This window comes from Agarivorans sp. OAG1, from assembly GCF_037076485.1.
Classification (GTDB): domain Bacteria; phylum Pseudomonadota; class Gammaproteobacteria; order Enterobacterales; family Celerinatantimonadaceae; genus Agarivorans; species Agarivorans albus.
This window is the reverse complement of sequence record NZ_AP028990.1, coordinates 1,862,760-1,884,326: the sequence shown is the minus strand read 5'-3', so window position 1 is coordinate 1,884,326 and position 21,567 is coordinate 1,862,760. Positions and strand designations below refer to the sequence as shown.

17 protein-coding genes are annotated in these 21,567 nt (G+C 44.0%); 7 read left to right on the top strand and 10 right to left on the bottom strand.

What is annotated here, in order from left to right; genetic code table 11:
• Nucleotides 1-152: 152 nt before the first annotated feature.
• Nucleotides 153-1,016, bottom strand: a complete 864-nt coding sequence (locus OAG1_RS08825; RefSeq protein WP_016402593.1) for an AraC family transcriptional regulator — start codon at nt 1,014-1,016, stop codon at nt 153-155.
• Nucleotides 1,017-1,429: 413 nt separating this feature from the next.
• On the opposite strand from OAG1_RS08825, the gene OAG1_RS08820 reads away from it, so the two are divergent.
• From OAG1_RS08820 to OAG1_RS08810, 3 genes are all read left to right on the top strand, one after another.
• Nucleotides 1,430-2,506, top strand: a complete 1,077-nt coding sequence (locus tag OAG1_RS08820) for a DUF3179 domain-containing (seleno)protein (protein ID WP_152781021.1) — start codon at nt 1,430-1,432, stop codon at nt 2,504-2,506.
• Between the two features lie 176 nt (nt 2,507-2,682).
• A complete protein-coding gene (locus tag OAG1_RS08815) occupies nt 2,683-3,474 on the top strand; it encodes an SDR family oxidoreductase (protein ID WP_338625810.1) in 792 nt (263 codons plus the stop codon).
• A gap of 53 nt (nt 3,475-3,527) precedes the next feature.
• Nucleotides 3,528-4,532 (top strand): AraC family transcriptional regulator ligand-binding domain-containing protein, encoded by a 1,005-nt coding sequence (locus tag OAG1_RS08810; RefSeq protein WP_338625808.1) that lies wholly within the window; start codon nt 3,528-3,530, stop codon nt 4,530-4,532.
• A gap of 14 nt (nt 4,533-4,546) precedes the next feature.
• On the opposite strand, the gene OAG1_RS08805 is transcribed toward OAG1_RS08810, so the two are convergent.
• The 3 genes from OAG1_RS08805 to pdsO all read right to left on the bottom strand — a co-directional run bounded on the left by OAG1_RS08805 (nt 4,547) and on the right by pdsO (nt 8,202).
• Nucleotides 4,547-5,167, bottom strand: a complete 621-nt coding sequence (locus tag OAG1_RS08805) for a class GN sortase (RefSeq protein ID WP_338625806.1) — start codon at nt 5,165-5,167, stop codon at nt 4,547-4,549.
• 84 nt (nt 5,168-5,251) lie between these two features.
• Complete coding sequence (locus tag OAG1_RS08800) at nt 5,252-7,435, bottom strand: marine proteobacterial sortase target protein (RefSeq protein WP_338625804.1); 2,184 nt, start codon at nt 7,433-7,435, stop codon at nt 5,252-5,254.
• Nucleotides 7,436-7,461: 26 nt separating this feature from the next.
• On the bottom strand, nt 7,462-8,202 hold the full coding sequence (gene pdsO / locus OAG1_RS08795) for a sortase-associated OmpA-like protein PdsO (protein WP_338625802.1): 741 nt from the start codon (nt 8,200-8,202) through the stop codon (nt 7,462-7,464).
• Nucleotides 8,203-8,422: 220 nt separating this feature from the next.
• On the opposite strand from pdsO, the gene pdsR reads away from it, so the two are divergent.
• The 4 genes from pdsR (at nt 8,423) to OAG1_RS08775 (ending at nt 15,260) form a co-directional block, all read left to right on the top strand.
• Nucleotides 8,423-9,115: a proteobacterial dedicated sortase system response regulator gene (gene pdsR, locus OAG1_RS08790; protein ID WP_016402601.1), complete on the top strand. Its 693-nt coding sequence runs from the start codon at nt 8,423-8,425 to the stop codon at nt 9,113-9,115.
• Nucleotides 9,115-11,277 (top strand): proteobacterial dedicated sortase system histidine kinase, encoded by a 2,163-nt coding sequence (pdsS, locus tag OAG1_RS08785; RefSeq protein ID WP_016402602.1) that lies wholly within the window; start codon nt 9,115-9,117, stop codon nt 11,275-11,277. The genes pdsR and pdsS overlap by 1 nt, the downstream gene beginning before the upstream one ends.
• 99 nt (nt 11,278-11,376) lie before the next feature.
• Complete coding sequence (locus OAG1_RS08780; protein WP_338625799.1) at nt 11,377-12,129, top strand: transporter substrate-binding domain-containing protein; 753 nt, start codon at nt 11,377-11,379, stop codon at nt 12,127-12,129.
• A gap of 353 nt (nt 12,130-12,482) precedes the next feature.
• Entirely contained in the window at nt 12,483-15,260 is a 2,778-nt protein-coding gene (locus OAG1_RS08775) for an EAL domain-containing protein (protein ID WP_338625797.1), read from the top strand.
• 88 nt (nt 15,261-15,348) lie between these two features.
• On the opposite strand, the gene OAG1_RS08770 is transcribed toward OAG1_RS08775, so the two are convergent.
• The 6 genes from OAG1_RS08770 to pspB all read right to left on the bottom strand — a co-directional run bounded on the left by OAG1_RS08770 (nt 15,349) and on the right by pspB (nt 21,567).
• Nucleotides 15,349-16,428 (bottom strand): DM13 domain-containing protein, encoded by a 1,080-nt coding sequence (locus OAG1_RS08770; protein ID WP_338625795.1) that lies wholly within the window; start codon nt 16,426-16,428, stop codon nt 15,349-15,351.
• Nucleotides 16,429-16,574: 146 nt separating this feature from the next.
• The gene (locus tag OAG1_RS08765) at nt 16,575-17,753 is read right to left on the bottom strand and encodes a cystathionine beta-lyase (protein ID WP_152781037.1); all 1,179 of its coding nucleotides are present in this window, start codon (nt 17,751-17,753) and stop codon (nt 16,575-16,577) included.
• A 115-nt stretch (nt 17,754-17,868) separates the two neighbouring features.
• Nucleotides 17,869-18,975: a 3-isopropylmalate dehydrogenase gene (gene leuB / locus OAG1_RS08760; RefSeq protein ID WP_016402607.1), complete on the bottom strand. Its 1,107-nt coding sequence runs from the start codon at nt 18,973-18,975 to the stop codon at nt 17,869-17,871.
• A 260-nt stretch (nt 18,976-19,235) separates the two neighbouring features.
• On the bottom strand, nt 19,236-20,708 hold the full coding sequence (locus tag OAG1_RS08755) for a TyrR/PhhR family helix-turn-helix DNA-binding protein (protein ID WP_338625791.1): 1,473 nt from the start codon (nt 20,706-20,708) through the stop codon (nt 19,236-19,238).
• A 260-nt stretch (nt 20,709-20,968) separates the two neighbouring features.
• Complete coding sequence (pspC, locus tag OAG1_RS08750; RefSeq protein WP_016402610.1) at nt 20,969-21,343, bottom strand: envelope stress response membrane protein PspC; 375 nt, start codon at nt 21,341-21,343, stop codon at nt 20,969-20,971.
• Nucleotides 21,343-21,567, bottom strand: coding sequence for an envelope stress response membrane protein PspB (gene pspB, locus OAG1_RS08745; RefSeq protein ID WP_338625788.1), 225 nt, complete (start codon nt 21,565-21,567; stop codon nt 21,343-21,345). Before pspB ends, pspC begins: the two co-directional genes overlap by 1 nt.

Sequence of the window (21,567 nt, the reverse complement as noted above, 5' to 3'; positions counted from 1 at the left end):
ATCCGTTTGTTATCTCTTGTTAACGCAAAGTTAAATGCTACTGATAATGATTCTCATTTATAATTCTATACAGATCACATTTTAAAAACTTAACAATTTGGTGCAAATAACAAGATTTTTTGCATTATTTACAGCGAGATTGACTTAAATCATCATTTTTGAATAGGTAGGAAGTATTCCATAGTCGCGCTTGGCGACTGCGGTTGGTAGTTCTCGGGATAACATTCTAGCTCGTAGCCATCTACCCCTTGGTATTCAGATTCTGGCAACCATTGATGAATAAACCAATCGATAGTGGCAGCCAAATCTTGAATAAGCCCGGTATGGCTAACAATGGCATACAACTGCTGTGGTACATTCCAGCACTGTAGCTGTTCAGAGGCTTCGCTTAATTGCTGGCTACCCGCCAAGTAATTAAGTTTACCGCTAGCGTGAATATTTAGGGTGTCTACTACACCGGTTAACCCTTCACTTTGCATCGGATAAAGCTGATGGAAACTGCGCCATAAAGAAGGAACTTTTAGCTTAAAATCTGCTTGGGGGGTATACAAATTATCTATTTGCCCCGCCACACCGTAGACCTTAAATGCGGGGCGACTCTCAATGCGAACCTCTATCATTCGTTGAGTTTGGCTGCGCGGGTTGTCCATTAGCACCATTGGAGCACTAATGCCTTGGCGGTCACCGCGGCGTTTATACGCGCCGGGAGCGAGCCCAAAATGCTGTTTAAAGGCGCGGCTAAAGCTTACTTCAGAATTAAAACCATATTGCAGTGCGATGTCGGTTACTCGCATTTTGCCATCAAGTAATTGCTCTGCCGCTCGGCTCAACTTTTGTTCACGCACATACTTGGCTAAGTTTTTATTGGTGAGTTCCTGAAAAATACGTTGCAGCTGCCAGCGCGACCAACAGCTTTGCGCGGCTAAATCATGCACACTCATGCTTTGCTCAATATTCTGATGAATAAAAGCAAGCAAGCTGTTTATGCGATTAAGCTGCGGGGACAGACGCGACAATATAGTTCCTTATACATTACCGAATAATTGACTGTTGGTTGCCTAAAGGTAATACGATTTGCCTAAGCGTTTCAACAGCTGCCTACTTTTAACTTATTTAATTATAATGGCACAAGATTTTTATCTACCCTTCTATGGACGAGGCATCATTCAATAATGACCAACAACCAACACTTAGCCACAGCCTCTATGAATGACTAGCTTAAGCTTCTATTCGTTCACTATTTGCAACAATGCTTCCCACAAACGGGCATTACTCCCAGCTCATCGCTATGTAAAACTTTAACCAAGTTTTGAATTGAAACGGCAGTTAACTGCCACTCATTAAGTGAAGTGAGCGAGAGCAAAAGGTGCAGCGTTATTGGTGAAGCAGACGTAAGCGCTAACAGCAATTTGCTCACAGGGGAGGAATAATGAAAATACTCTTTAATTTGTATGCATTAACATTGGCACTAATTGCTATTTTTTGTGCAGTGTTAATGACCGAGCCAGGCCAAACCATAGGTGTACCCCGAGATTGGGTTTTACACTATTTCCGCTATATGCCTTACTTTTGGGCTGCGCAAGCCATTGCACTAGGCATTTTATGGTGGGCAAATAGCAAGGGGAAATATTGGAAGCCGATGTGGATGGCGCTATCTACTGCTGGAGTCGCCGTTACCTTTTGGGCGCAATCTTATGCCATGCCAACGGCGTTTCCAACAGAGCAGTTTTCCGCGCAATACTACTCGGTAGAGCAAGCTGACAAACTGATTCCTGAAGAAGACTCACGGGTATACGTTGTTGAGTTGGGTGAGCAAAGCTATATCTTCCCACGCTATCACTTACAAGTACCGCACGTGGCTGGCTTTGAACAAGATGGCACCGAATACGCCGTTACCTACTGCGGTTTATCAAACCTGCCAATGGTGGTGGAAACTGACTATGGCTTGGGTGAGTCAAACCTACAGGTATTAGGCCAAGTACATAACAACCTTGTATTTAAAGACATCAATAATGGTACTGCCATTCAGCAAATCACTATGCAGTCTGAGTTTACCGAGCACCAAACATCTGTGCTCCCTAATACCCAAATGGAGTGGGAAACTGCCAAAGCCTTGTACCCAGATGCTCAAGTCTACATTTATGGAATGGAACGCTTAATCGACGAAGTATTGTTGGGTTTATTCGAACAACCACTTAAGAACCAACGTAACATTGAAAACCCAGATTTCATCTTTGATACCTTGAATTTGGACGATACTCGCTTAAATCCAAAACTAGAAGTATTTGGTTATGACAATGGCAGCGAGCAAATTGCTATCGACCCAGGCTTTGCTAGAAATAACAATGGCTTTACTTTTGAGTTTGGCGGAGAAACCTTACAAATAGAAACCGATGGCGAAATTGTAAAGCTGCTTAATAGTGAAGGTAAACAAGTGGCAACTCATAATGGTGTTCACTATGGCATTTGGACGCAGTTCTTCCCCAACACCCTAGTACTTAGCTAAAAGCTTATCGCTGATAAACAACTAAAGGCCGCAATAGCGGCCTTTTTCGCATTAAGCATTTTGCTTTTTGTGTTTTGGCACGAATGGCTAGTAAAGTGTCGTTATCGGAAAAGATTTTGTCCTTTTCGGCTAATAAACTGGCTACATAAAATAACTACAGCAGCTAGGAACACAACATGACTTTGCAAACAAATAACGTCGCCTTAATCACTGGTGCTTCAGGTGGCATAGGCAAACAATTTGCGTACTTACATGCCGCAAAAGGCGGTGATTTAGTTCTTGTAGCAAGAAGTAAACAAAGCCTAGAAACACTAAAAGTAGAGCTGGAGAATCAATATAAAGTATCAGTGACAGTTATTGCCCAGGATCTAGCCAAGACCGATGCAGCCAAAACATTGCTCGAGCACACCGAAAGTTTAGCTATTCAGGTCGATGTGTTAATCAATAACGCAGGTTTTGGTGGTCATGGTAAGTTTCACGAGCGCGACCTCGCAGCCGAACAAGCGATGATGCAACTAAACATGGTGACCTTAACCGAGCTTAGCCATTTTTACTTACAAGGCATGGTAGCCAGAAACAAAGGTAAAATTCTTAACGTTTCTTCAACAGCATCAATGTTACCGGGGCCTTTACAAGCGGTGTATTACGCCAGTAAAGCGTATGTCACCTCATTTTCTCAAGCACTTGCAGAAGAAGTTTCAGATACAAACGTTACCGTTACCGTGCTGTGTCCAGGAACAGTAAACACTGGTTTTGTCGAAGCCGGCAACCTACAAGGCGTAGATGCTTGGAAAAATGCAGCGAGTGCTGAATCAGTAGCAAAATGTGGCTATCAAGCCATGGAAAAGGGTCAACTATTAGTAATTAACGAGGCTAGCTTACATTTTATGCTCAACTGGATTATTCCATTATTGCCACGTAAATTAGTATTAAAGCTATCTCGCCAAGCAATGGAAAAGACCGCATAAGATAAATGCTTAGGCTTAGTAAATTTAGCTAAGCCTTCCATTTTGGAGAAACAATGAAACCTGCTTCAAAATTTCCGCTTCATCAAGGTTGGCAAGTAATGCTCGCCGACTTTGGTATTTCCTCCAGTGAACTACTTCGAATTGCTAAACTGCCTGCAGATTTATTCACTCGAGAAGGCGCAATGCTTACCAGTAGCGAATACTTTCGGTTTTGGAATAGTTTGGACCAACTAGTTGGCGACAGGGACATAGCGCTATGTTTTGCTGATAGTTTTTGTGTTGAAGCCTTTGACCCACCTATCTTTGCCAGCTTATGCAGCCCCAACTTTAAAGTAGCCTTAATGCGCCTGCAGCAGTTTAAACCGCTAATCGCGCCGTTAAAGCTTGAGATAGAAACCGACCAAGAGCTTACTCGCTTAAGCTTACAGCCCTTAGATAAACAACAAAGTCTGTGTCGAAGTTTAGTATTAATGGAAGCGGTGTTTTTTACTCAACTACTCCGTACAGCAACAAGAAAACATATTCAGCCTCTAACCGTTACTTGCCCTAAAGGCATTACCGCCGGCCAACAATACCAAACATATTTTGGTGTTGCTGTGAGCTCTGGAGAAACGCTCAGTTTAGCTTTTCGCACCAGTGATACAGAGCAAGCATTTCTCACCGAAAACAATGGTATGTGGAACATCTTTGAGCCTGAACTAAAAAAACGCTTATCTCAGATAGAAAGCAATGTAGCTACCGAACAAAGGGTTAAAAGTGCCCTGCTGGAGCTCATTCCCAGTGGTCAGGTATCAATAGAAAACGTTGCCAGCGAGTTAGCAATGAGCAAACGCACCCTCCAACGAAAACTCAGTGCCGAGCAGGTTAATTACCAAGGGGTGTTAAATCAAACAAGGCAAGAGTTAGCCAAGTTTTACTTAAGTCGAACGGTTATTTCAAGTTCTGAAGTATCCTTCTTGCTCGGGTTTCATGAAGCAACGTCTTTTTATCGCGCCTTTGCCGCATGGACAGGCAGAACCCCCGAGCAATACCGCGAACAACACAGTCGGCGGCATTAGTCGTCACCGTTGGCTTATATAGCCGCAGGTTTATTCACATGCAGCGCTTCTACAATATAGCGCTGCTCTGCTCCGCCACTCAGTTGGTTGAAGGGATAACAGGTGATTAGGGTTAAGCGGTTATCGTCACTGGGCGCCATAAACTGGGTATCACTTTGATGAGCAATTTGTGTATTCACTACTTGATAAAGCAGTATGTCACCGTTCTTGGCTTCTACTTGTAATAAATCACCTTTATTAACTGCGGCTAAGTTAGCAAAATGTGTATCACGGTGCCCGGCAATAACAGTATTACCTACTTCCCCAATAGGAGCACCGCTTAACACTAAGCCAGGACCAAAAGCCAAGGTTCTGCCCGATGCGCCAGCTAATACATAAACCGATTCAACCTGATGCTTAAAACCAATACTTTCTTGTTTGGTTACAAAGCTAAGTTTTGCAACTGGATAGGTATCGGCCCAGTGCCAAGGTTTATGTATTTGTTGGTCATCTAAGGTTTGCTGCCAAGCTTGTGCAATTAAAAACTGCGCCAAATATGCCTTCGCTTGAATATAAGCGCCGTGACCTAGTACCAAAATGCCTAGCAAAAATAGACTACATGGCACTGGATGTTTAGCTAAAAAACTAATGCTCATAATGTTCCCCAAAAGCAGTAAATTGTGAAAAGTAGAGATTTGAGTAGCCACCAGCTTTTTTAGCTGGCGACTCTCTAGCTGCGTTTATGGTTTAAACTTAGCGAGCACTGCTAAAGGCTTTTCTCTAAGCATTAACATGGCAGCAATTAGCAGAGCTAAACCGAACAAAATGTGTAAACGGCTTGCGGTTGAGGTTTGAGGCAAAGCGGCAGGAGGCTGCCAACCATGCGGCATTCCACCATCTATTTGTTTATTTACAACAGGTAGGTTTGCCGGCCTAGCAGGCGTTACATCTACTGCAACCAAACTGGTTTGCGAGCTCACTAGGTGATACTTAAGTGCCAAGGCCAATACTTGCTGTTCTACACGCTGTTGATTTATGTGGCTTTTACTTAGCTCCAAGGCTGCAATATATTGGCGAGCCCACAGCAAATCTAAGCCAGCTGCCGGCTGCTTGGTTTGCAAATTAAGACTACGTTGCCAAAATTGCCCATCAATATTGCCACTCACCACCAGTTGCGGATGCGCGCCGCTAGGCAGTTTTATGCTCAGCATTAGCGGTTGCCCTAAATAGAGATCTGGAATGTTAGCCGGCCAGTATTCAGGGACCGTACCATCACTAAATGCCAACTTAACATCACTCACCACAGGGTGAGCAATTTGCTTAAACAGACGTGTAACTTGATGCTTTACTTCACTTTGCTTACCAATGTAAGTAAAGGTGCCCTTCCCCAACTCGGCAGCCCGCTGCATAAAATGAGAGTTAGGTGCAGAGCCAATGCCTATGGTAAATAAACGATTATCTGCCAGGCGATTATCGATTAGCTCAAACAATGACTGTTCATTGCTCACTGCTCCATCAGTAATAAAAATCACTTGGCGTAAGGCGTTTGAGGCTGCTTGTTTGGGATCACTGAGCGCAGCGTTAAGTGCACCAAACATTTCGGTTCCGCCATTAGCGCTTAAGCCATTAATAAAGCGGCGCGCTTTGGCTTTATTGCTAGCATTGGCGCTAACTGCATTGGGCTTAAAACGACGATAGTTTGAATTAAACTCAATGATATTAAAGAAATCCCTTTCTGCTAATCCAGACATGGCTTCATGCAAGGCCTCACGCGCTTGAATCATCGACTCTCCCGACATTGAGCCAGAGGTATCAATCACTAAAATCAATTCTCTGGGAATATCGATAATATCGGTAGGCTTGCCTTGTGGTGGCATCAGCATTAACAAGGCATAGTCGTCTTTGGCAGGCAATTGAGTGCTTGAGTGAGTTAAACCGGTTTGACTATACAAGGCCGCCTCTGGTCGACTGCCCACTATGGGTCGCCACTTTAAAACAAAGTCACGATTGGCTTTGCTATCGAGCAAGCTTATGTCGATGGTACCGTCACTACGAATGCTCTTATCTATTGGGTGATAAAGGCTATCTAAGGTTTCGAGCTCAAAGCCACTATTTAGCGCTATATGCAAATCTGCCTTGAGTGAGGGTTGGCTTCCAGCCTGCGCATATTGGCGAGCGCTATGGCGCAATAGCTGATAAGCCTGGTTAAACTCACTACTGTTGTTTTCTTGTTGATAAGGCTCCTGCAGCAAACTGGCTAAAGACAAGGGCATTTCGCTTTCATCGGCCAGCGTTCTTCGGGTTTGGTCTTTGAAAATTTGTGGGCTGTAACGTGGATTCACCACCATAGGAAAACGCAAGCTAAATTCGCCATCTTCATAGCTGAGTTGCTGCTGATACGATATCTTCACCACCAAGCTTTGGTTTGGCCCTAAATTAGCTACTGCAGTGGTAAAAATATTTGGCCGCAGCTGCTCAATCAAACTAGCGCGTTTGCCCTGCTTTTTGGCTGTTTCGAAAGTGCGTTTGGCTTGTTTCTTTTCTTGAATCTGCCCTTCAATAACGCGCTCTCCTACCACCAGCTGCATCTGATCGACCGCGGCATTATTGGGTAAAGGAAACATATAAGTGCCGTTTACCCACTGCTCACTGTCATTGATAAAAGTTTGGCTCAAAGTAACTCTATTGGTCATGCCAGAGACTTGCATGTTTACCTTTGTAGACAAAGGCAAGCTGTACTGGCGCTGCCCATTACTATCGAAATACACCAAGCTGGCTTGCTCAGATTGTTCAACAACATCTCGCTCAGTGTGCAGTGCCGCTTGGCTGGGCGACACAAAGGCCGCCCATAATATGATGAATGCGCCGCCAAAAGAGACGCTATAGCAAAAGCGGGTACTGATTTTCAGTAGATCTATTTTCATAACGCTATCTCCTTTAGCTGCCATTATTACTGTGCGGCCAACATGCCTCGGTCAGACATCAGCTTTAAGGTGACTCGGCGGTCAAAGAAGTTGTTTTCTAAGTTAGCTTCGGCTTTTAAAGGAGCGGTGTCGCCAAAGGCTTTCGAATGCAGGCGCGACTCAGCAATACCGTTATTAATTAAGTAGCGGCGAACTTCAGCTAAACGTTGCTCCGATAAGGCTTGGTTATAACTTGAGTCACCTTGGCGATCGGCATAACCAGTAAGGTCGAGTTTTAAATCGGGCGCTAAACTCATGGCGTATACCACATCGTCAAGCTGTTGTTTAAAGTGAGGCTCAATTACCGACGAACCAGTTTTGAACTGCACATTCAAACCAATGGCTAGCTCTTCAAGTTTTTGCTGTTGTGCCATTTTTAGCTGAGAAAGCTGAGCATTCACGCGGGCATGTTGCTGAGTAAGTGACTCTAACTGCTCGCTGCGTTTTGCCAGTACTTCAATTTCTTGTTGCTGCTCGCCCAGTTGTTGTTGTTGGGCGGCTAACTCTTCTTCATCGGCAACCGATTTGCCTATCCAAACTCCAGTAAAACCGCCAATAAATGCGCCAATAGGTCCACCAACTAAAGCGCCGACTGCCGCGCCAGAGCCAAAACCAATCATTTCGGTTTTGCCATTTCGCTCGCTTGCTTGAATCTCGTTGTTGGCCATTGTTTGAGTAGATAGACTTAAAGTGCTGATTATGGTTAATGCAATTAGGTGCTTTTTCATGAGTATGTCCTTCTCAGTGTGTTTAATTTAATAGGCTTGCTTGTGCTTGCCCTTTCGATGAATCAATTAAACACCGCTGAAATGGCATTAACAGGCGGTAAAAATGGCAGTTCGCTTATCAATTGTGGCAACAAAATGGCAATTACCCCGAAGCCCCCAAAGGCGCTTAAAAATAATGTATAGTCTATGCAAGTCAGCAGCTTAGAACTTAAGTATCAATATGAAACGAATTGCCATCGTAGAAGATGAAGCGGCGATCCGCGAAAACTACAAAGACGTATTGCAACAACAAGGCTACAGTGTGCAAGCCTATGCCAACCGGCCTACGGCATTGGCCGCTTTTAACACCCGCTTGCCCGATTTGGCGATTATTGATATTGGTCTAGAAGATGAAATAGACGGTGGTTTTTCCTTGTGCCAATCACTGCGTGCTATGTCTAGCACCTTGCCAATTATTTTCTTAACCGCTCGCGATAGCGACTTTGACACCGTTTGTGGCTTGCGTTTAGGTGCCGACGATTACCTCACCAAAGATATTAGCTTCCCACACCTAGTTGCCCGCATAGCTGCGTTATTTCGCCGCTCAGAATTAGTCGGCGCAGCCCCAGAAGAGAACAACTTGTTAGAACGAGGCCCCTTAGCCATTGATGGCAATCGCATGCAAGTAACCTGGGATCAACGAACCATCGAGCTCACTGTGACCGAATTTTGGATGGTGCATGCTTTAGCCAAACGTCCAGGACATGTGCGCAGCCGGCAAGAGCTAATGACCGAAGCAAAAATCTTTGTAGATGACAGCACCATTACCTCGCATGTAAAACGGATCCGTAAAAAGTTTTTAGCCGCAGACCCAAATTTTGAGTGCATCGACACGGTGTATGGCATGGGTTACCGCTGGGATAGCCTTGCCTAATGCTACCTGTATTACCTATTGGCCTACGCGCCAAAGTCACCATCTTGTCACTGTTTTTGTTGTGCCTGCCTTGGTTGGGCTATCAATATGTCTGGGAGATGGAAAAATACCTACGTTTAGGTCAGGAAAAGACTTTAGAGGGTACCACTCAAGCACTTGCTACTGCTTTGCATGAGCGGCCAAAACTGTTTAACAGCCAAGCCAGCTTTTTAAGCCAAGTGCAAAAAGGCCGTGATTTATATGCTTATCCTTTGTCTGGCCCAATTCAGCTCGATGGCAAGCTCAACGATTGGCAGGAATATCAGCATCGCATGCTACGCTATGGTGAAGAACATGTTATTTATCAAGCAGATCCCAATACAGCTTTAACTAGCGAATTTACTCACATGGTGGGTAAATTTGGCCGTTACCTATACGCCTATTTTGAAGTGACCGATAGCGATGTGGTTTACCGAGGTAAAAACACCTTACGAGTAGATAATAACGACCATTTAGCGATTGCAACTTTAGCTCCCGACGGTCAATTCCGCCGCTATATTGTTGCCACAACCGAAGATGGTTGGATCAACGCTTTTGAGCTACCGCTCGACCCAAGCCAAACTACTCCCGTAACACCAGAGGTTAAAATTCAGGGGCAATGGCTAAAAACGGATAAAGGCTACAATATTGAGCTACGGATCCCTCTTAGCATGGTGGGCAGCAAGTTAGGCTTTTCTATCTATGATGTAAACCGCACGCCCAAGCGAGAATTGGTTTCAATCGTTGGTACTTCGGCCATTGATACAGTGGATAAACTTGGCACAGTACTGGTCCCTTCTCCTGAAATAGAAAGCATTATTAAAGGCATGAGCCACAACAGCTCACGCATTTGGGTAGTTGATAAACATGGCCGCGTATTAGCAAAATCTGGCGACATTCGAAGCACCCAAAGCATTTGGGCTCGTAGCTTAAGCCCAATAAACAAAGAAAGCTGGTGGAACAAATTCACCAGCGAATACCTTCACCCTCTTTACTACAAGGTATTAACCAAACCGCCTCAAGATTTTGTTGACTCATTACAAGACTCCACCCAATTAGATGGCAGCCACATTAAGCAAGCATTGAGCGGAAAACCAGGCTCTACTTGGCGTTTAACCCCCGATGGTAGAGCCGTGGTATTGGCCGCTGCCAGCCCAATTTGGATAGACGATCAAGTGATGGGGGTAGTAATAGCAGAGGAAACCACCAACGGCATTCGTACCTTGCGTAATCGTGCTTTAGAGCGCTTGTTTAACATTATTCTGCTAGTGATGGGAGTGGGCACACTATCGCTATTTTTGTTTGCTTCCAGCATTTCTAGCCGCATTCGCAAACTACGCGACCAAGCAGAAAAAGCCATTGATAGCCAAGGAAGGGTTAAAGCCTCGTTGCAAGGCTCTAAAGACCGTGACGAAATTGGTGACCTTTCTCGTAGCTTCGCCAATATTGTTGGCCGTTTAGCGCAATATACCCATTATTTAGAAAATATGTCTTCGCGCCTATCTCACGAACTACGAACACCGGTTGCAGTAGTGCGTTCATCGCTAGAGCACTTAAGTTTAAAAACGCATGATCAGGATACGCAAAAATACTTAGACCGGGCCCAAGAAGGGGTAAATCGCCTAAACATGATCCTCAACAACATGAGCGAAGCCACCCGTTTAGAGCAAAGTCTATCTCAAGCAGAAACCAGCGAATTTCCACTAAACAAGGTAGTCTCTGGTTGCATGCAAGGCTACCAGTACACTTACCCTGAACAGGCCTTCGACTGCGATATTAGCCCAAATACCATGCTGATAACCGGTGTGCCGGAATACATTGCTCAGTTAATGGATAAATTAGTGGCCAATGCGATGGAATTTAGTCTTCCCGATAAGGCCATTAAAGTCAGTTTTCAGCAAGACAACAAAGATGCCGTATTGCTAATAAGCAACCATGGGCCCACCCTCCCCGACAACATGGTGGAGCAGATTTTTGAATCAATGGTATCGATTCGCAGCCAACAAGCTCAACAAAAACCACATTTAGGTTTGGGCTTGTATATTGCTAGGTTAATAACAGAATTTCATGGTGGCACCATTAGTGCTCGCAATTTTACCGACAACAGCGGCGTGGAGTTTTGTGTGCGATTGCCTATTGAGTAATTACTTAAAGCTCTACTTAGCGCACATTTAGCAGAAATCTAGCAAGCTTAGTAACTCACTTTCTATACTTAAACGAATTGTTATTCGTAGAGTAGAACTATGCAGCGCTTGTTTACCCTTCTCTGTCTATATTGCTTTAGTTTATCTTGCTATGCCGCGCTAGATAAACTGAGCTATTTAACAGAAGATGCCTACCCTATTAACTATCTGGACCAGCAAGGACAAGCTCAGGGCTTCGCGGTTGAGCTATTAAAACTGATGTGGCAACAGATGGAGCATCCCGAGCAAGCAATTAAAGTGATGCCTTGGGAGCGTGCTTATTATTTATTAGAGCAGAAGCCAAACACAGTATTGTTTGCAACGGTTCTCACTGCCAAGCGTAAACAATATTTTAAGTGGGTTTGCCCAATTGATACCGTTAGTGTTGTGCTGCTAGGCAAAGCAGATAGCACGCCAAACATTCAGTCACTTGAGCAACTCAATGAGTTAAAGGTTGGCGTTTTACGAGCCGATGTTGGCGAGCAACTGTTGCTGAACAATGAAGTAGACGATGCTAGTTTAATGCTCACCGACAGCTACCATCACCTAATAAAACTGCTAGTAGCCAACCGAGTTGATTTTATTGCAGGAACCGAGCAAACCATTAGGCACGCCGCCAAACAAAATAGCTATTCGCTAAGCAACTACGAAGTAAAATGGCTGCTTAACCAAGAACAGCTTTGTTATGCCTTTAATCAAGCCGTAGACGATACAGTGATTGAGCAATTTAAGCAGGCTTTAAAACAAGTAAAAGAAACCGATGCTTATCAAGAATTACTCGCCAACTATCAACAACAAAAGCTAAAGCCCTGAGAGCCTCATAACTACAAAAGTATATTGCAGAGCTTTAGCATGATGACACTGTGCAGCTTAAAGAAATTAGCGCAATTTAAATCTAAGTAACTTGCTCAAAAACCACTAAATTTCACGGCGATAATTACAGTAATCATTGTGATTAGTAGGCCTGTTGTTTAAGCCGCTAAGCAAAGCTGTAATTAAGTTCACGCTTTATTAATAAGCACTTACGCAAATAACGATATATCATAAACATTGTGCGATTATTTAAATCAGTGAGCAAGTATCAAACAATGGCTTAGGCTTAATAGACGTTCATGTTGATACTGTATCTAGGGATAGCTAATACAATGCTAAGGCAGGGAGCCAATTTGCAAAACTCGAGTATCCTAAAATATCTGATTAAATGTATATTGCCTTTATTTGCACTACTTGCAGCCTTAAGTTTTGCCGCTCAGGCTAGCAACAATGTGTTAATTATCCACTCTTACCATGCAGAGCATTTTTGGACGGGGTATCTCAAAAAGGGCTTAGACAGCTCGTTCAAAGAAGATCAAGATACTCGATTATTCCACGAATACTTAGATGCTAAACGCTATCCACAAGGTGAGTTCAATCTAAGCTTTTTGAAGTATCTCAAGACCAAATATGCCAGCACTGAACTAGATGTTATTGTTATTTCCGATGACCCTGCTTTCAACTTAATCCGCCATCATCGAAACGAATTTTTTACTAGCACCCCCATCGTTTATTTAGGCATTAATCGAGTAACAGAAGACGTTCTCGATGCTCCAAATATGACCGGAGTATTTGAAAACCGCGATATTGCCAGCACCATCACCAGCATCAAAAGCCAAAGCGGAGTTGATGAGCTGGTGCTAATTGTTGACAAAAGTGCCACAGGCTTAGCGAACTTAGCCAAAGCGCGCACGGTGTTTGGTAAACCTGGTGCACCAAGTAATATTCATGTCATTGAAGAGTTATCTTTAGATGATATCAGCGAAGTATTCAGCCAGTTCTCCAGTAATGTGCCTGTTCTGTTACTAGGGCAACTCATCAACCCAAACCAAAACAATGCGCTACTAAGTTGGAACCAAGGCACCGAGCAGTTGGTGACTTGGACTAATAACCCGATTTACACCATTGCCATAACCACACTCAAGTATGGCGCGGTGGGAGCAGATGAGCTTGATGGCCGACAACATGCGATGCGCGCAGCCGAGCTAGTAAAACGCATTCTAAGCAACGAACCAATAGAAAGCATTGAGCCCATCACCTTAGCGCGTAGCCAGTGGGTATTTAACTGGGAGCAACTAAACGAACACAGTTTTAAACTCAATTCCCTGCCCGAAGACGCTTTAATCATCAACAAAGAAGAAACCTTTTACGAGAAATACAAGTTGATGGTTCGCCTAGTAGTGTCGGCATTTATTGTGAGCATTCTAATCATCATCTTACTCGCCGAGGTTATTAGGCGCGGCAGTATCACCCGTCATATCCTCGCCGAAAACGAAACCCGCTACCGAGATTTAGCCAATGCTGGTGCTAATGTATTCTGGGAAACAGATACCGAGCAACGCCTTAGTTATATATCTGGCGAAACCCAAGCTCTGTATGGACAAGAGCCCAATCAACTTATTGGTAAAACTTTGGCAGAGCTGTGCAAACACGATCCCAACATAAGCTTTCCGTGGCTTGAATATGAAGCAGCCCTCGCCTACCAGCAGCCCATCAACAACTTAACTTTTAAGCTAAAGCTAACCAGTAAAGACATAAAAATATTCCTGCTTAATGGTAAGCCAGTATTTGATAAACACGGCTTATACATTGGTTATCGTGGCATTAGCAAAGAAATTACAGAAGAACACCTGTTAAGTAAAAAGCTCGCTTATCAAGCCGCTTATGATGAATTAACAGGTTTAATCAATCGTTCTAGTTTTAATGAAAAGCTTAAAACTTATGTGCAGCAATCTCAGCAGCAATCTGTTAGTGGCTTTTTATGCTTTTTAGATTTAGACCGCTTTAAACTGGTTAACGATACTGCAGGCCATCTTATCGGTGACGCAATGTTGGCCGAAGTTGCCACCGTAATTAAACGCTGCACCACACACCAAGATATTGTAGGCCGCTTAGGCGGTGATGAGTTTGGCCTAATATTGCCAAACAAAAGCCTCAGCGATGCCCAGCAATTGTGCGAATCAGTTATTGCACAAGTTGATAGCTACCGCTTTCATTGGAATCAACGGCTATTTAATGTAGGTGTGAGCATTGGCATGGTGCCGATTAATGGCGCATTAAACGACACCGAGTTACTTAGTAAAGCCGATCTATCTTGCTACAAAGCCAAAGAAGCCGGCCGTGGTCGAGTTTATGTTGCCAATCTAAACGATGATGAGCTATTTAATGAAGAACAACAAATGGGCTACATCGCCAATGTTGCCCAAGCGATAGAGCAAAACCAATTCTACTTAGCCAAGCAAGTTATTGCGCCAATAGGCCAACAAGATAGCCACAAACATTATGAGATTTTAATCCGCTACCGCGATGAACAAGGTAAAACCATTCCTCCTAATTTGTTTATCCCTGCTGCAGAAAAACACAGCGTGATAACCATTATTGACCAGTGGGTTTTAAAAACGGTATTCGAGCGCTATCAGCAGTACTTTCCCGAAGGTGATACAGTGGTATCGATAAATCTGTCGGGTCTTAGCTTAAGTAATGACGAATTTGTAAATCGGGTTAAAGAGCTATTACTAAGCTCGCAAGTTAACCCTAGAAACATCTGCTTTGAGATAACCGAAACCGCAGCAATATCACAGCTCTCACGTGCACTTGAGTTCATTCGAGAAATGAAAGCAATTGGGGTTCGCTTTGCCTTAGACGATTTTGGCAGCGGTGCTTCGTCATTTGGTTATTTGAAGAACCTACCAGTTGATTATCTAAAAATTGACGGCAGTTTGGTGGTCAATATTGTTAAACAACCTACCGACCGCGCCATTGTTGAGTCGATTAATGCCATTGCACATTTAATGAATATGAAAACCGTGGCTGAGTTTGTAGAAGATGCGGAAATTCACGCAGTGTTAGAAGAAATAGGCGTAGATTTTGTGCAAGGTTATGGCATTGGGAAACCTCAGCCTTGTGAGTAACTGGCAGATTTAAAAGGCGCTGTTTATCTTTCGCGGTTAAATTTTGTTCGCGAAAAAATCATCTCGAAAGATAAACAGCCCCTAGTGTTTAATTAAATAAACCGTCGCCAAAACTTACGCTGAAATCTCGACACCATACACTAATGCCGGCTAGCTGATCTAACTGTTGGGCGTTGGCTATGCTTAACCTTAGAGTATCGTTGTTATACATCGGGCCATTAATAATATCGCCGATAGCAAAACCACCTTGAGTATAATCGCTGCTTGGAGCACCATAAAATAGTACGTCTGGACCACCACCATCGTAATTGAATTCGGTGACTTCAATTGTACAATTGTCGATGATCTCTACCCGCCCGCTCACATTGTGAGAAAGTGTGCTTAACATGGCAACTTGGCCAACTTTAGGGTGGTCGCTAGCATTACAACTAAAGCTTTGCGGCCCATTAATGCTTTCAACATAACTTGCAATGTCTACTAGCTCTTGGTCGCTGAGTCGTTGCTCACTCCAAAACGGCATGTTACCACCTGAGAGGTTGGTGAAATAACTGCTGGTAGTTGGCCCAGAGTTACGTACCTTATTAGCCACTTGTTGAGCACTTAAGACGCTGCCGACAAGCGTTCTTGCTAGCCCGGTCCCTGCGGCATTTTGTCCGTGGCAAGTAGCACAAGTTTGATTAAATAGATCATGCCCAGCGCTTATATCCGCTGCACTAAAATCACTAACGGCAGCGACCTGATTAAAGGCAATTTCTGTTGCATCACCACTATCGCTCAAGCCTGCTAAGTATTCTTCTAATGCCAACCAATCATTACTGTCGCTAACATAAGGGCTTGCATCCATCCAATCAACTCGACAATTGTTTACCGCATCAATCACTTCACTAAACGTACCATTATAAAAGGCATTTCGGCGGGTTGCGTTTAACAAAGAATGCGCCGGCCGATGAAGTTGCTGCGCATCTAAGCCTTGCGCATCTTCACTGGTAGCATGACAAGTGCTACAAGAAAATTGATTACCGGCAGGATCCGCTTGGCTAAATAGCTGCGCGCCGGTTAAGGGCTGTGAAGACGTTCCACCATCACTTCCTCCTCCACCCCCACAGGCAGCAAGTAAACACGCTAATAACAGCGTGGTGGACCATTTTAAAGTTGCTTGAAGTAGCATGTGCATTCCTTTGCTTTAATTATGCATTAACGCTAACAAAGCAAATTTCAAGCAACAAGCCGATTGGGCAAATGTTATCAAATTGTGATAATTAGCCACAAAAAAGTCGCCCTAGGGCGACTTATAAACAGCGATAAAATAAACCACTACAAGGCAGCGTTAAATCGCGCAAGGCCAGCGTCTAAATCGGCGATTAAATCGCTGGTGTCTTCAAGGCCAATATGAACACGAATCAAGGTACCTTCAGCCTTCCATTGAGTAGCAGTGCGTAGCTTCTCTACCCCATTCACTCCCATGATCAAGCTTTCGTAACCGCCCCAAGAGTAGCCCATTTTAAAATGTTCCATTCCATCTAATAGCGCGGTTAATGCCGCTTGATTGCCGCCTTTCATGACAAAGGAGAACAAGCCACAAGAACCTTGAAAGTCACGTTCAAAAAACTCATTGCCAGGGCAGCTTGCCAAAGCGGGATGGCGAACATGGTCAACATCATCACGCTGTGCTAACCAATTAGCCACTTCTAAGGCATTTTTTTGATGCTGTGCCAAACGCACACCCAAGGTACGCATTCCGCGCATTGCTAAATAAATATCGTCTGGTGAAGTGCACTGACCCAGTAAATAAGAGTTTTCGCGCAGTTGATCCCAACAACGTTGATTAGCCACCGCGGTGCCTAACATTACGTCTGAATGCCCCACAATGTACTTAGTGGCCGCTTGAATAGAAATATCGATGTCGAAATCAAAAGGACTAAAGTTAACTGGCGATGCCCAAGTATTATCTAACATCACCACGATATCTTGGTTTGCCGCTCGCGCTGCAGCCACAATCGCTGGAGAGTCTTGCACTTCCATGGTTAAAGAGCCTGGAGACTCCAAGAAAATCACCTTGGTATTGGCTTGAATTAACTCGCTGATAGCACCGCCAATCATTGGATCATAATAGGTGGTTTCTATGCCATAGCGGCTAAGCAATTTGTCGCAAAGGTCGCGAGTTGGTTCGTAGGCAGTATCCACCATTAGCAAGTGGTCACCATGCTTCAAGAAAGACAACAGCGCACCACTAATTGCAGCCGTACCACAAGGATACAACGCACAGCCTGCACCGCCTTCTATTTCCACCATAGCCTCTTGAAAGGCAAAGTGGGTTTGGGTGCCCCTACGTCCATAAAACAAGGTTTTATCATGACGTTTAGCCGTAGCTTGTTTCATCTCTTTAACGCTATTAAATACAACGGTAGAACCACGAGATACCGGAGGGTTTACTAAGCCTTGGGTCCACTTTTTATCGCGACCAGCACTCACTATTTTGGTTGATTTTTTCATGGTAGTTAAATCCAGCTTGGTTTTTACAATACACTTAACCATGCATTGCGCACTGACTGATTGAAGCGCTATAACAAAAAACCAGCCCGTAGGCTGGTTTTTGGCATTCTACGAATTAGACACGAGGTGCTTTGTTTAGCTCATCAACTACCATGTCGCCAAAGGCGTCGGTATCGATAAGTTTTGCATCTTCACCTTTGGCTAGGTCTGGCGTACCGTAACCATTAGCAAACACCGACTTCATTGCGTGCCATAGGTTCTTCGCTTCTTGCTCCATACCAAAGCTCATTTCTAGCATTAATGCTACAGAGCCAATCATTGAATATGGGTTAGCAATGTTTTTGCCCGCGATATCTGGAGCACTGCCGTGAGATGGTTCGTAGTAAGACTTCTCTGGACCAACACACGCTGAAGGCATAAGGCCTAATGAACCTAAAATACCACCGCCCTGGTCACTTAAAATATCACCAAACATGTTTTCCATAACCATTACGTCAAATTGGCCTGGGTTTAAACATAAGTAAGTAGCCGCCGCATCAACCAAAATGTGCTTAACTTCTACATCTGGGTAGTCTACTGCTACTTCTTCTAGGATTTCATTCCACAACACGCTTGATTTAAGTACGTTACTTTTGTGGATGTTATGCAGCACTTTTTTACGACGCTGAGCTGTTTCAAAACCTACTTTTAGAATGTCGCGAATTTGGTCTTCGTCGTACTCAAGTACTTCACGAACATAACGCTTACCGTTGTCGTCTTTGCCTACTTCTTTCTCACCAAAGTACAAACCACCCACTAGCTCGCGGATAATCATAAGATCAATACCTTCGCCGATAACTTCAGGCTTAAGTGGCGAGAAGTGAGCTAATTCTTGAGGTAGGTACACTGGACGAAAATTAGCATAGGTATTGTAACGACGACGTAAAGGCAGTAGCGCGCCGCGTTCTGGCTGCTCGTCTACTGGAATTTTTTTAGAATCTTCGTGGTTAAGGCCAATGGTGCCTTTTAAGATTGCGTCTGCTTCATCACAAATAGCGATGGTTTCAGCAGGAAAAGATTTACCCGTTTCGAAGTAGGCTACTGCACCAAATAGTGCTTCGTTTAACTCAAATGCTACTTCAGGGTTACGCGCTTCAACTGCTTTTAATACTTTGACCGCTTGTTTCATTACTTCTGGGCCGATGCCGTCGCCGGCCAATAAGGCGATCTTATAAGTGTTCATTGTGTTTGCGTCTCCGTTGCATTAGTTTATTTTTTTGCTTGCCGCATCATAGCAAAACCAGCGCACGGGTAAACCACCGATCGCGTATTCAAGGGCTATTTCGGGGCTGTTTTTACTAAAAGCTTTAATTTTGCAAAGGGATTGCTTAACACTCGAAACAAAGCAGTAAGCTGAAGACGAATTTAACAGTTTGCAGATATAGCTAGGTAGCCACCGAAAGCCTTAGCTTCGGTGACTAACGCTAACATACTAAAGTATGCTTAATTATCTAAGTCGGTTTTGTTACGAATATTGTGTTCACGTAATTTATTGGCGATGGCGGTATGAGACAGGCCTAACTTTTTCGCTAATAGTCGCGAACTAGGGTGCTGAGGATAATGATAACTTAACAGCAGGTGTTCGAACTCCCCCATGGCAGAGTGATAATCTTGCTGCAGCAAGCTCTCTATGCTGACATTGTCTACCACTTTTTCATGATGATATTTAATGTCACTCACTTGCCATTTTTTCATACTGCCAATATCCAAGGAGTCTTGCAGCACTTGATAAAGCTGAGGAATATTGCCCGGCCAACTTAAAGAACTTAAGTAGCGCTTTACTTCTCTGCTTAGAGGTGGCGGAACTTCTTGGTGTTTAGCGTACTGAAAATCCAACCAAGATTGCGCCAATGGCACAATGTCTTCTTTTCGCTGACGAAGTGGCGGAACATTAATGCTATTTTTAATTAGCGAGTAATAACAGTCGCCTCCCCATAGCGCAGCCAATTGTTCAGGCGTATAGCGGCTAGAAAACAGCAGGTGTTTAATCCCAAGCTGAGGCGCGCTTAAAGAGCTAACCGCATCTTCAACTTCGCTGCTTTTAAGCTTTTCGATATTGCTTAACAACACCGTATTGGGTTGTTCAGCTGCAATTTCTGCTAGTTGCTCAGACAAACTATATTCTTGGTTATGACAGCTCACCGCGTGAAAGCGCTCATCACTGCCCATAGAAAGCTCGTTTAACAAACGTGCTAAAAAGCGCTTGCCAACTCCCGCTTCTCCGAATAATAGTGTTGGCATTGGGTGTTCAACTAAACGTTTTAAGCTATTAAGAACATTGCTGGTCTCATCGCTAGTTGCAACTAAACGCCCTTCACTAATCCCAAGTTCAATTTGCGATAAGTCGAAGCTAGCCTCTAACCAATGGGCTGACTTAAACAGCATGATCGCGCCGGGTAGATGCGAAAACAGTGCAGTTTCTGACAGCGGAATAATATCAGCCATGTAGACTCGGCCGCTCAGCTGAATTTCTACTAGCTCTCGCTTACCGGAACCACTACCAAACCAACGTTGGACACTAAATCCACGCAAGAATTTGCTTATATCGCTGTTGGTAAGAGGATGAGGAGTATCACCGCAGGATTGCTCAAAAGCCTGATTAAACTGGCGAATTTCTCCAGATTTATCAATCAGCACCACTGGGTAAGGTACGTTGTCTAATAAAATTTGAACTTCTTTGTGTTCAACTTCAGAAGGTAAGGCCGACACAATACGCGCATCAGAAACACCATTGAGGCAACGAAATTCACTAAGCAATTGCTGTGTTAGAGGAAGCTCTAATTCGGTAAGGTGAAGAAACAAGTGCCCAGTGTCGACACTCTGCATGGCTTGTAGCGCTAAACCATGTTTAACTAAAACGCCGAGAACCGCGCTAAAAACTTCGGTGTTTTGTTGGCAGTTTAACTCTATGCGCATGTTGTTGCCGCTTGCTCTTTTAGTGATGCAGACAGCAGCTGTAGGGCCTGTAAAAACTCACAGCAACACCACATACCGCCTTCTCCAACTATCCATACTAAACGCAAAAAGCACTCCTATTTCCCTATCGGACCAGTGAGTTAGACTGTCCAATTGTGTATATACTTCTTTAGTCTAACCAAAAAAGTAAGCTTAACCCAAGCGTCATTTAACATTCACTTGAGTTAATTTGAACTAGGTATTTGCAAGATGCGCTTGAATTAGAGGTTTTTAAACTGACTATGAAGCTCGAAATCTCGTGCTGTGACCACTTTTTCTACTTTGCGTAAACGCTGTTCGAAATCATCAAACTGGTGCTCTAGCTCGCTAACTGCTTGACTAGGCGTTTCGCCACGTTGCCACACTTTTGACTTAATGGTTACTCCCTCATCCCCTCTTAAATTACTGGGGCGTTTATCCATAAACAACCACGCTGCACCATAGATAATAAAAAATAGTCCGAGGTTAGTAATTGCCAAAGTCACAGCAATGATTCGAATTAACCATGTTTCGGCGCCAAGGCTATGTGCTAAACCAGCACACACCCCTGCAATTTTTCCTTTTTGTGGGTCGCGATATAGCGGTTTATCAAACATTAGCGCTCCCTCCAATGCGGCACGCTTTCATCTAAAATATTCTCTAAAGCATGAATGCGCGCTGACATATCTTTGGCTCGAGTAGCTAAAGTATTTAGCTGCTCGCGCTCTTGTTCACTAATTCCATGTTCTACCTGACGCTTACTCTTGTAATGTAAAATAAGCCACAGTGGGGCCACTATGGCCATAAACAAAATTAATGGCGTCACCAATACGGTAAGCAT

Bases quoted from the DNA above. Each gene is read 5' to 3' on its own strand.
- OAG1_RS08820 (WP_152781021.1), top strand. From the start codon at position 1,430: ATGAAAATACTCTTTAATTTGTATGCATTAACATTGGCACTAATTGCT.
- OAG1_RS08755 (WP_338625791.1), bottom strand. From the start codon at position 20,708: ATGCGCATAGAGTTAAACTGCCAACAAAACACCGAAGTTTTTAGCGCG.
- OAG1_RS08815 (WP_338625810.1), top strand. From the start codon at position 2,683: ATGACTTTGCAAACAAATAACGTCGCCTTAATCACTGGTGCTTCAGGT.
- OAG1_RS08780 (WP_338625799.1), top strand. From the start codon at position 11,377: ATGCAGCGCTTGTTTACCCTTCTCTGTCTATATTGCTTTAGTTTATCT.
- OAG1_RS08770 (WP_338625795.1), bottom strand. From the start codon at position 16,428: ATGCTACTTCAAGCAACTTTAAAATGGTCCACCACGCTGTTATTAGCG.
- pspC (WP_016402610.1), bottom strand. From the start codon at position 21,343: ATGTTTGATAAACCGCTATATCGCGACCCACAAAAAGGAAAAATTGCA.
- pdsO (WP_338625802.1), bottom strand. From the start codon at position 8,202: ATGAAAAAGCACCTAATTGCATTAACCATAATCAGCACTTTAAGTCTA.
- pspB (WP_338625788.1), bottom strand. From the start codon at position 21,567: ATGCTTACCGTATTGGTGACGCCATTAATTTTGTTTATGGCCATAGTG.
- OAG1_RS08765 (WP_152781037.1), bottom strand. From the start codon at position 17,753: ATGAAAAAATCAACCAAAATAGTGAGTGCTGGTCGCGATAAAAAGTGG.
- pdsS (WP_016402602.1), top strand. From the start codon at position 9,115: ATGCTACCTGTATTACCTATTGGCCTACGCGCCAAAGTCACCATCTTG.
- OAG1_RS08810 (WP_338625808.1), top strand. From the start codon at position 3,528: ATGAAACCTGCTTCAAAATTTCCGCTTCATCAAGGTTGGCAAGTAATG.
- OAG1_RS08805 (WP_338625806.1), bottom strand. From the start codon at position 5,167: ATGAGCATTAGTTTTTTAGCTAAACATCCAGTGCCATGTAGTCTATTT.
- pdsR (WP_016402601.1), top strand. From the start codon at position 8,423: ATGAAACGAATTGCCATCGTAGAAGATGAAGCGGCGATCCGCGAAAAC.
- leuB (WP_016402607.1), bottom strand. From the start codon at position 18,975: ATGAACACTTATAAGATCGCCTTATTGGCCGGCGACGGCATCGGCCCA.
- OAG1_RS08800 (WP_338625804.1), bottom strand. From the start codon at position 7,435: ATGAAAATAGATCTACTGAAAATCAGTACCCGCTTTTGCTATAGCGTC.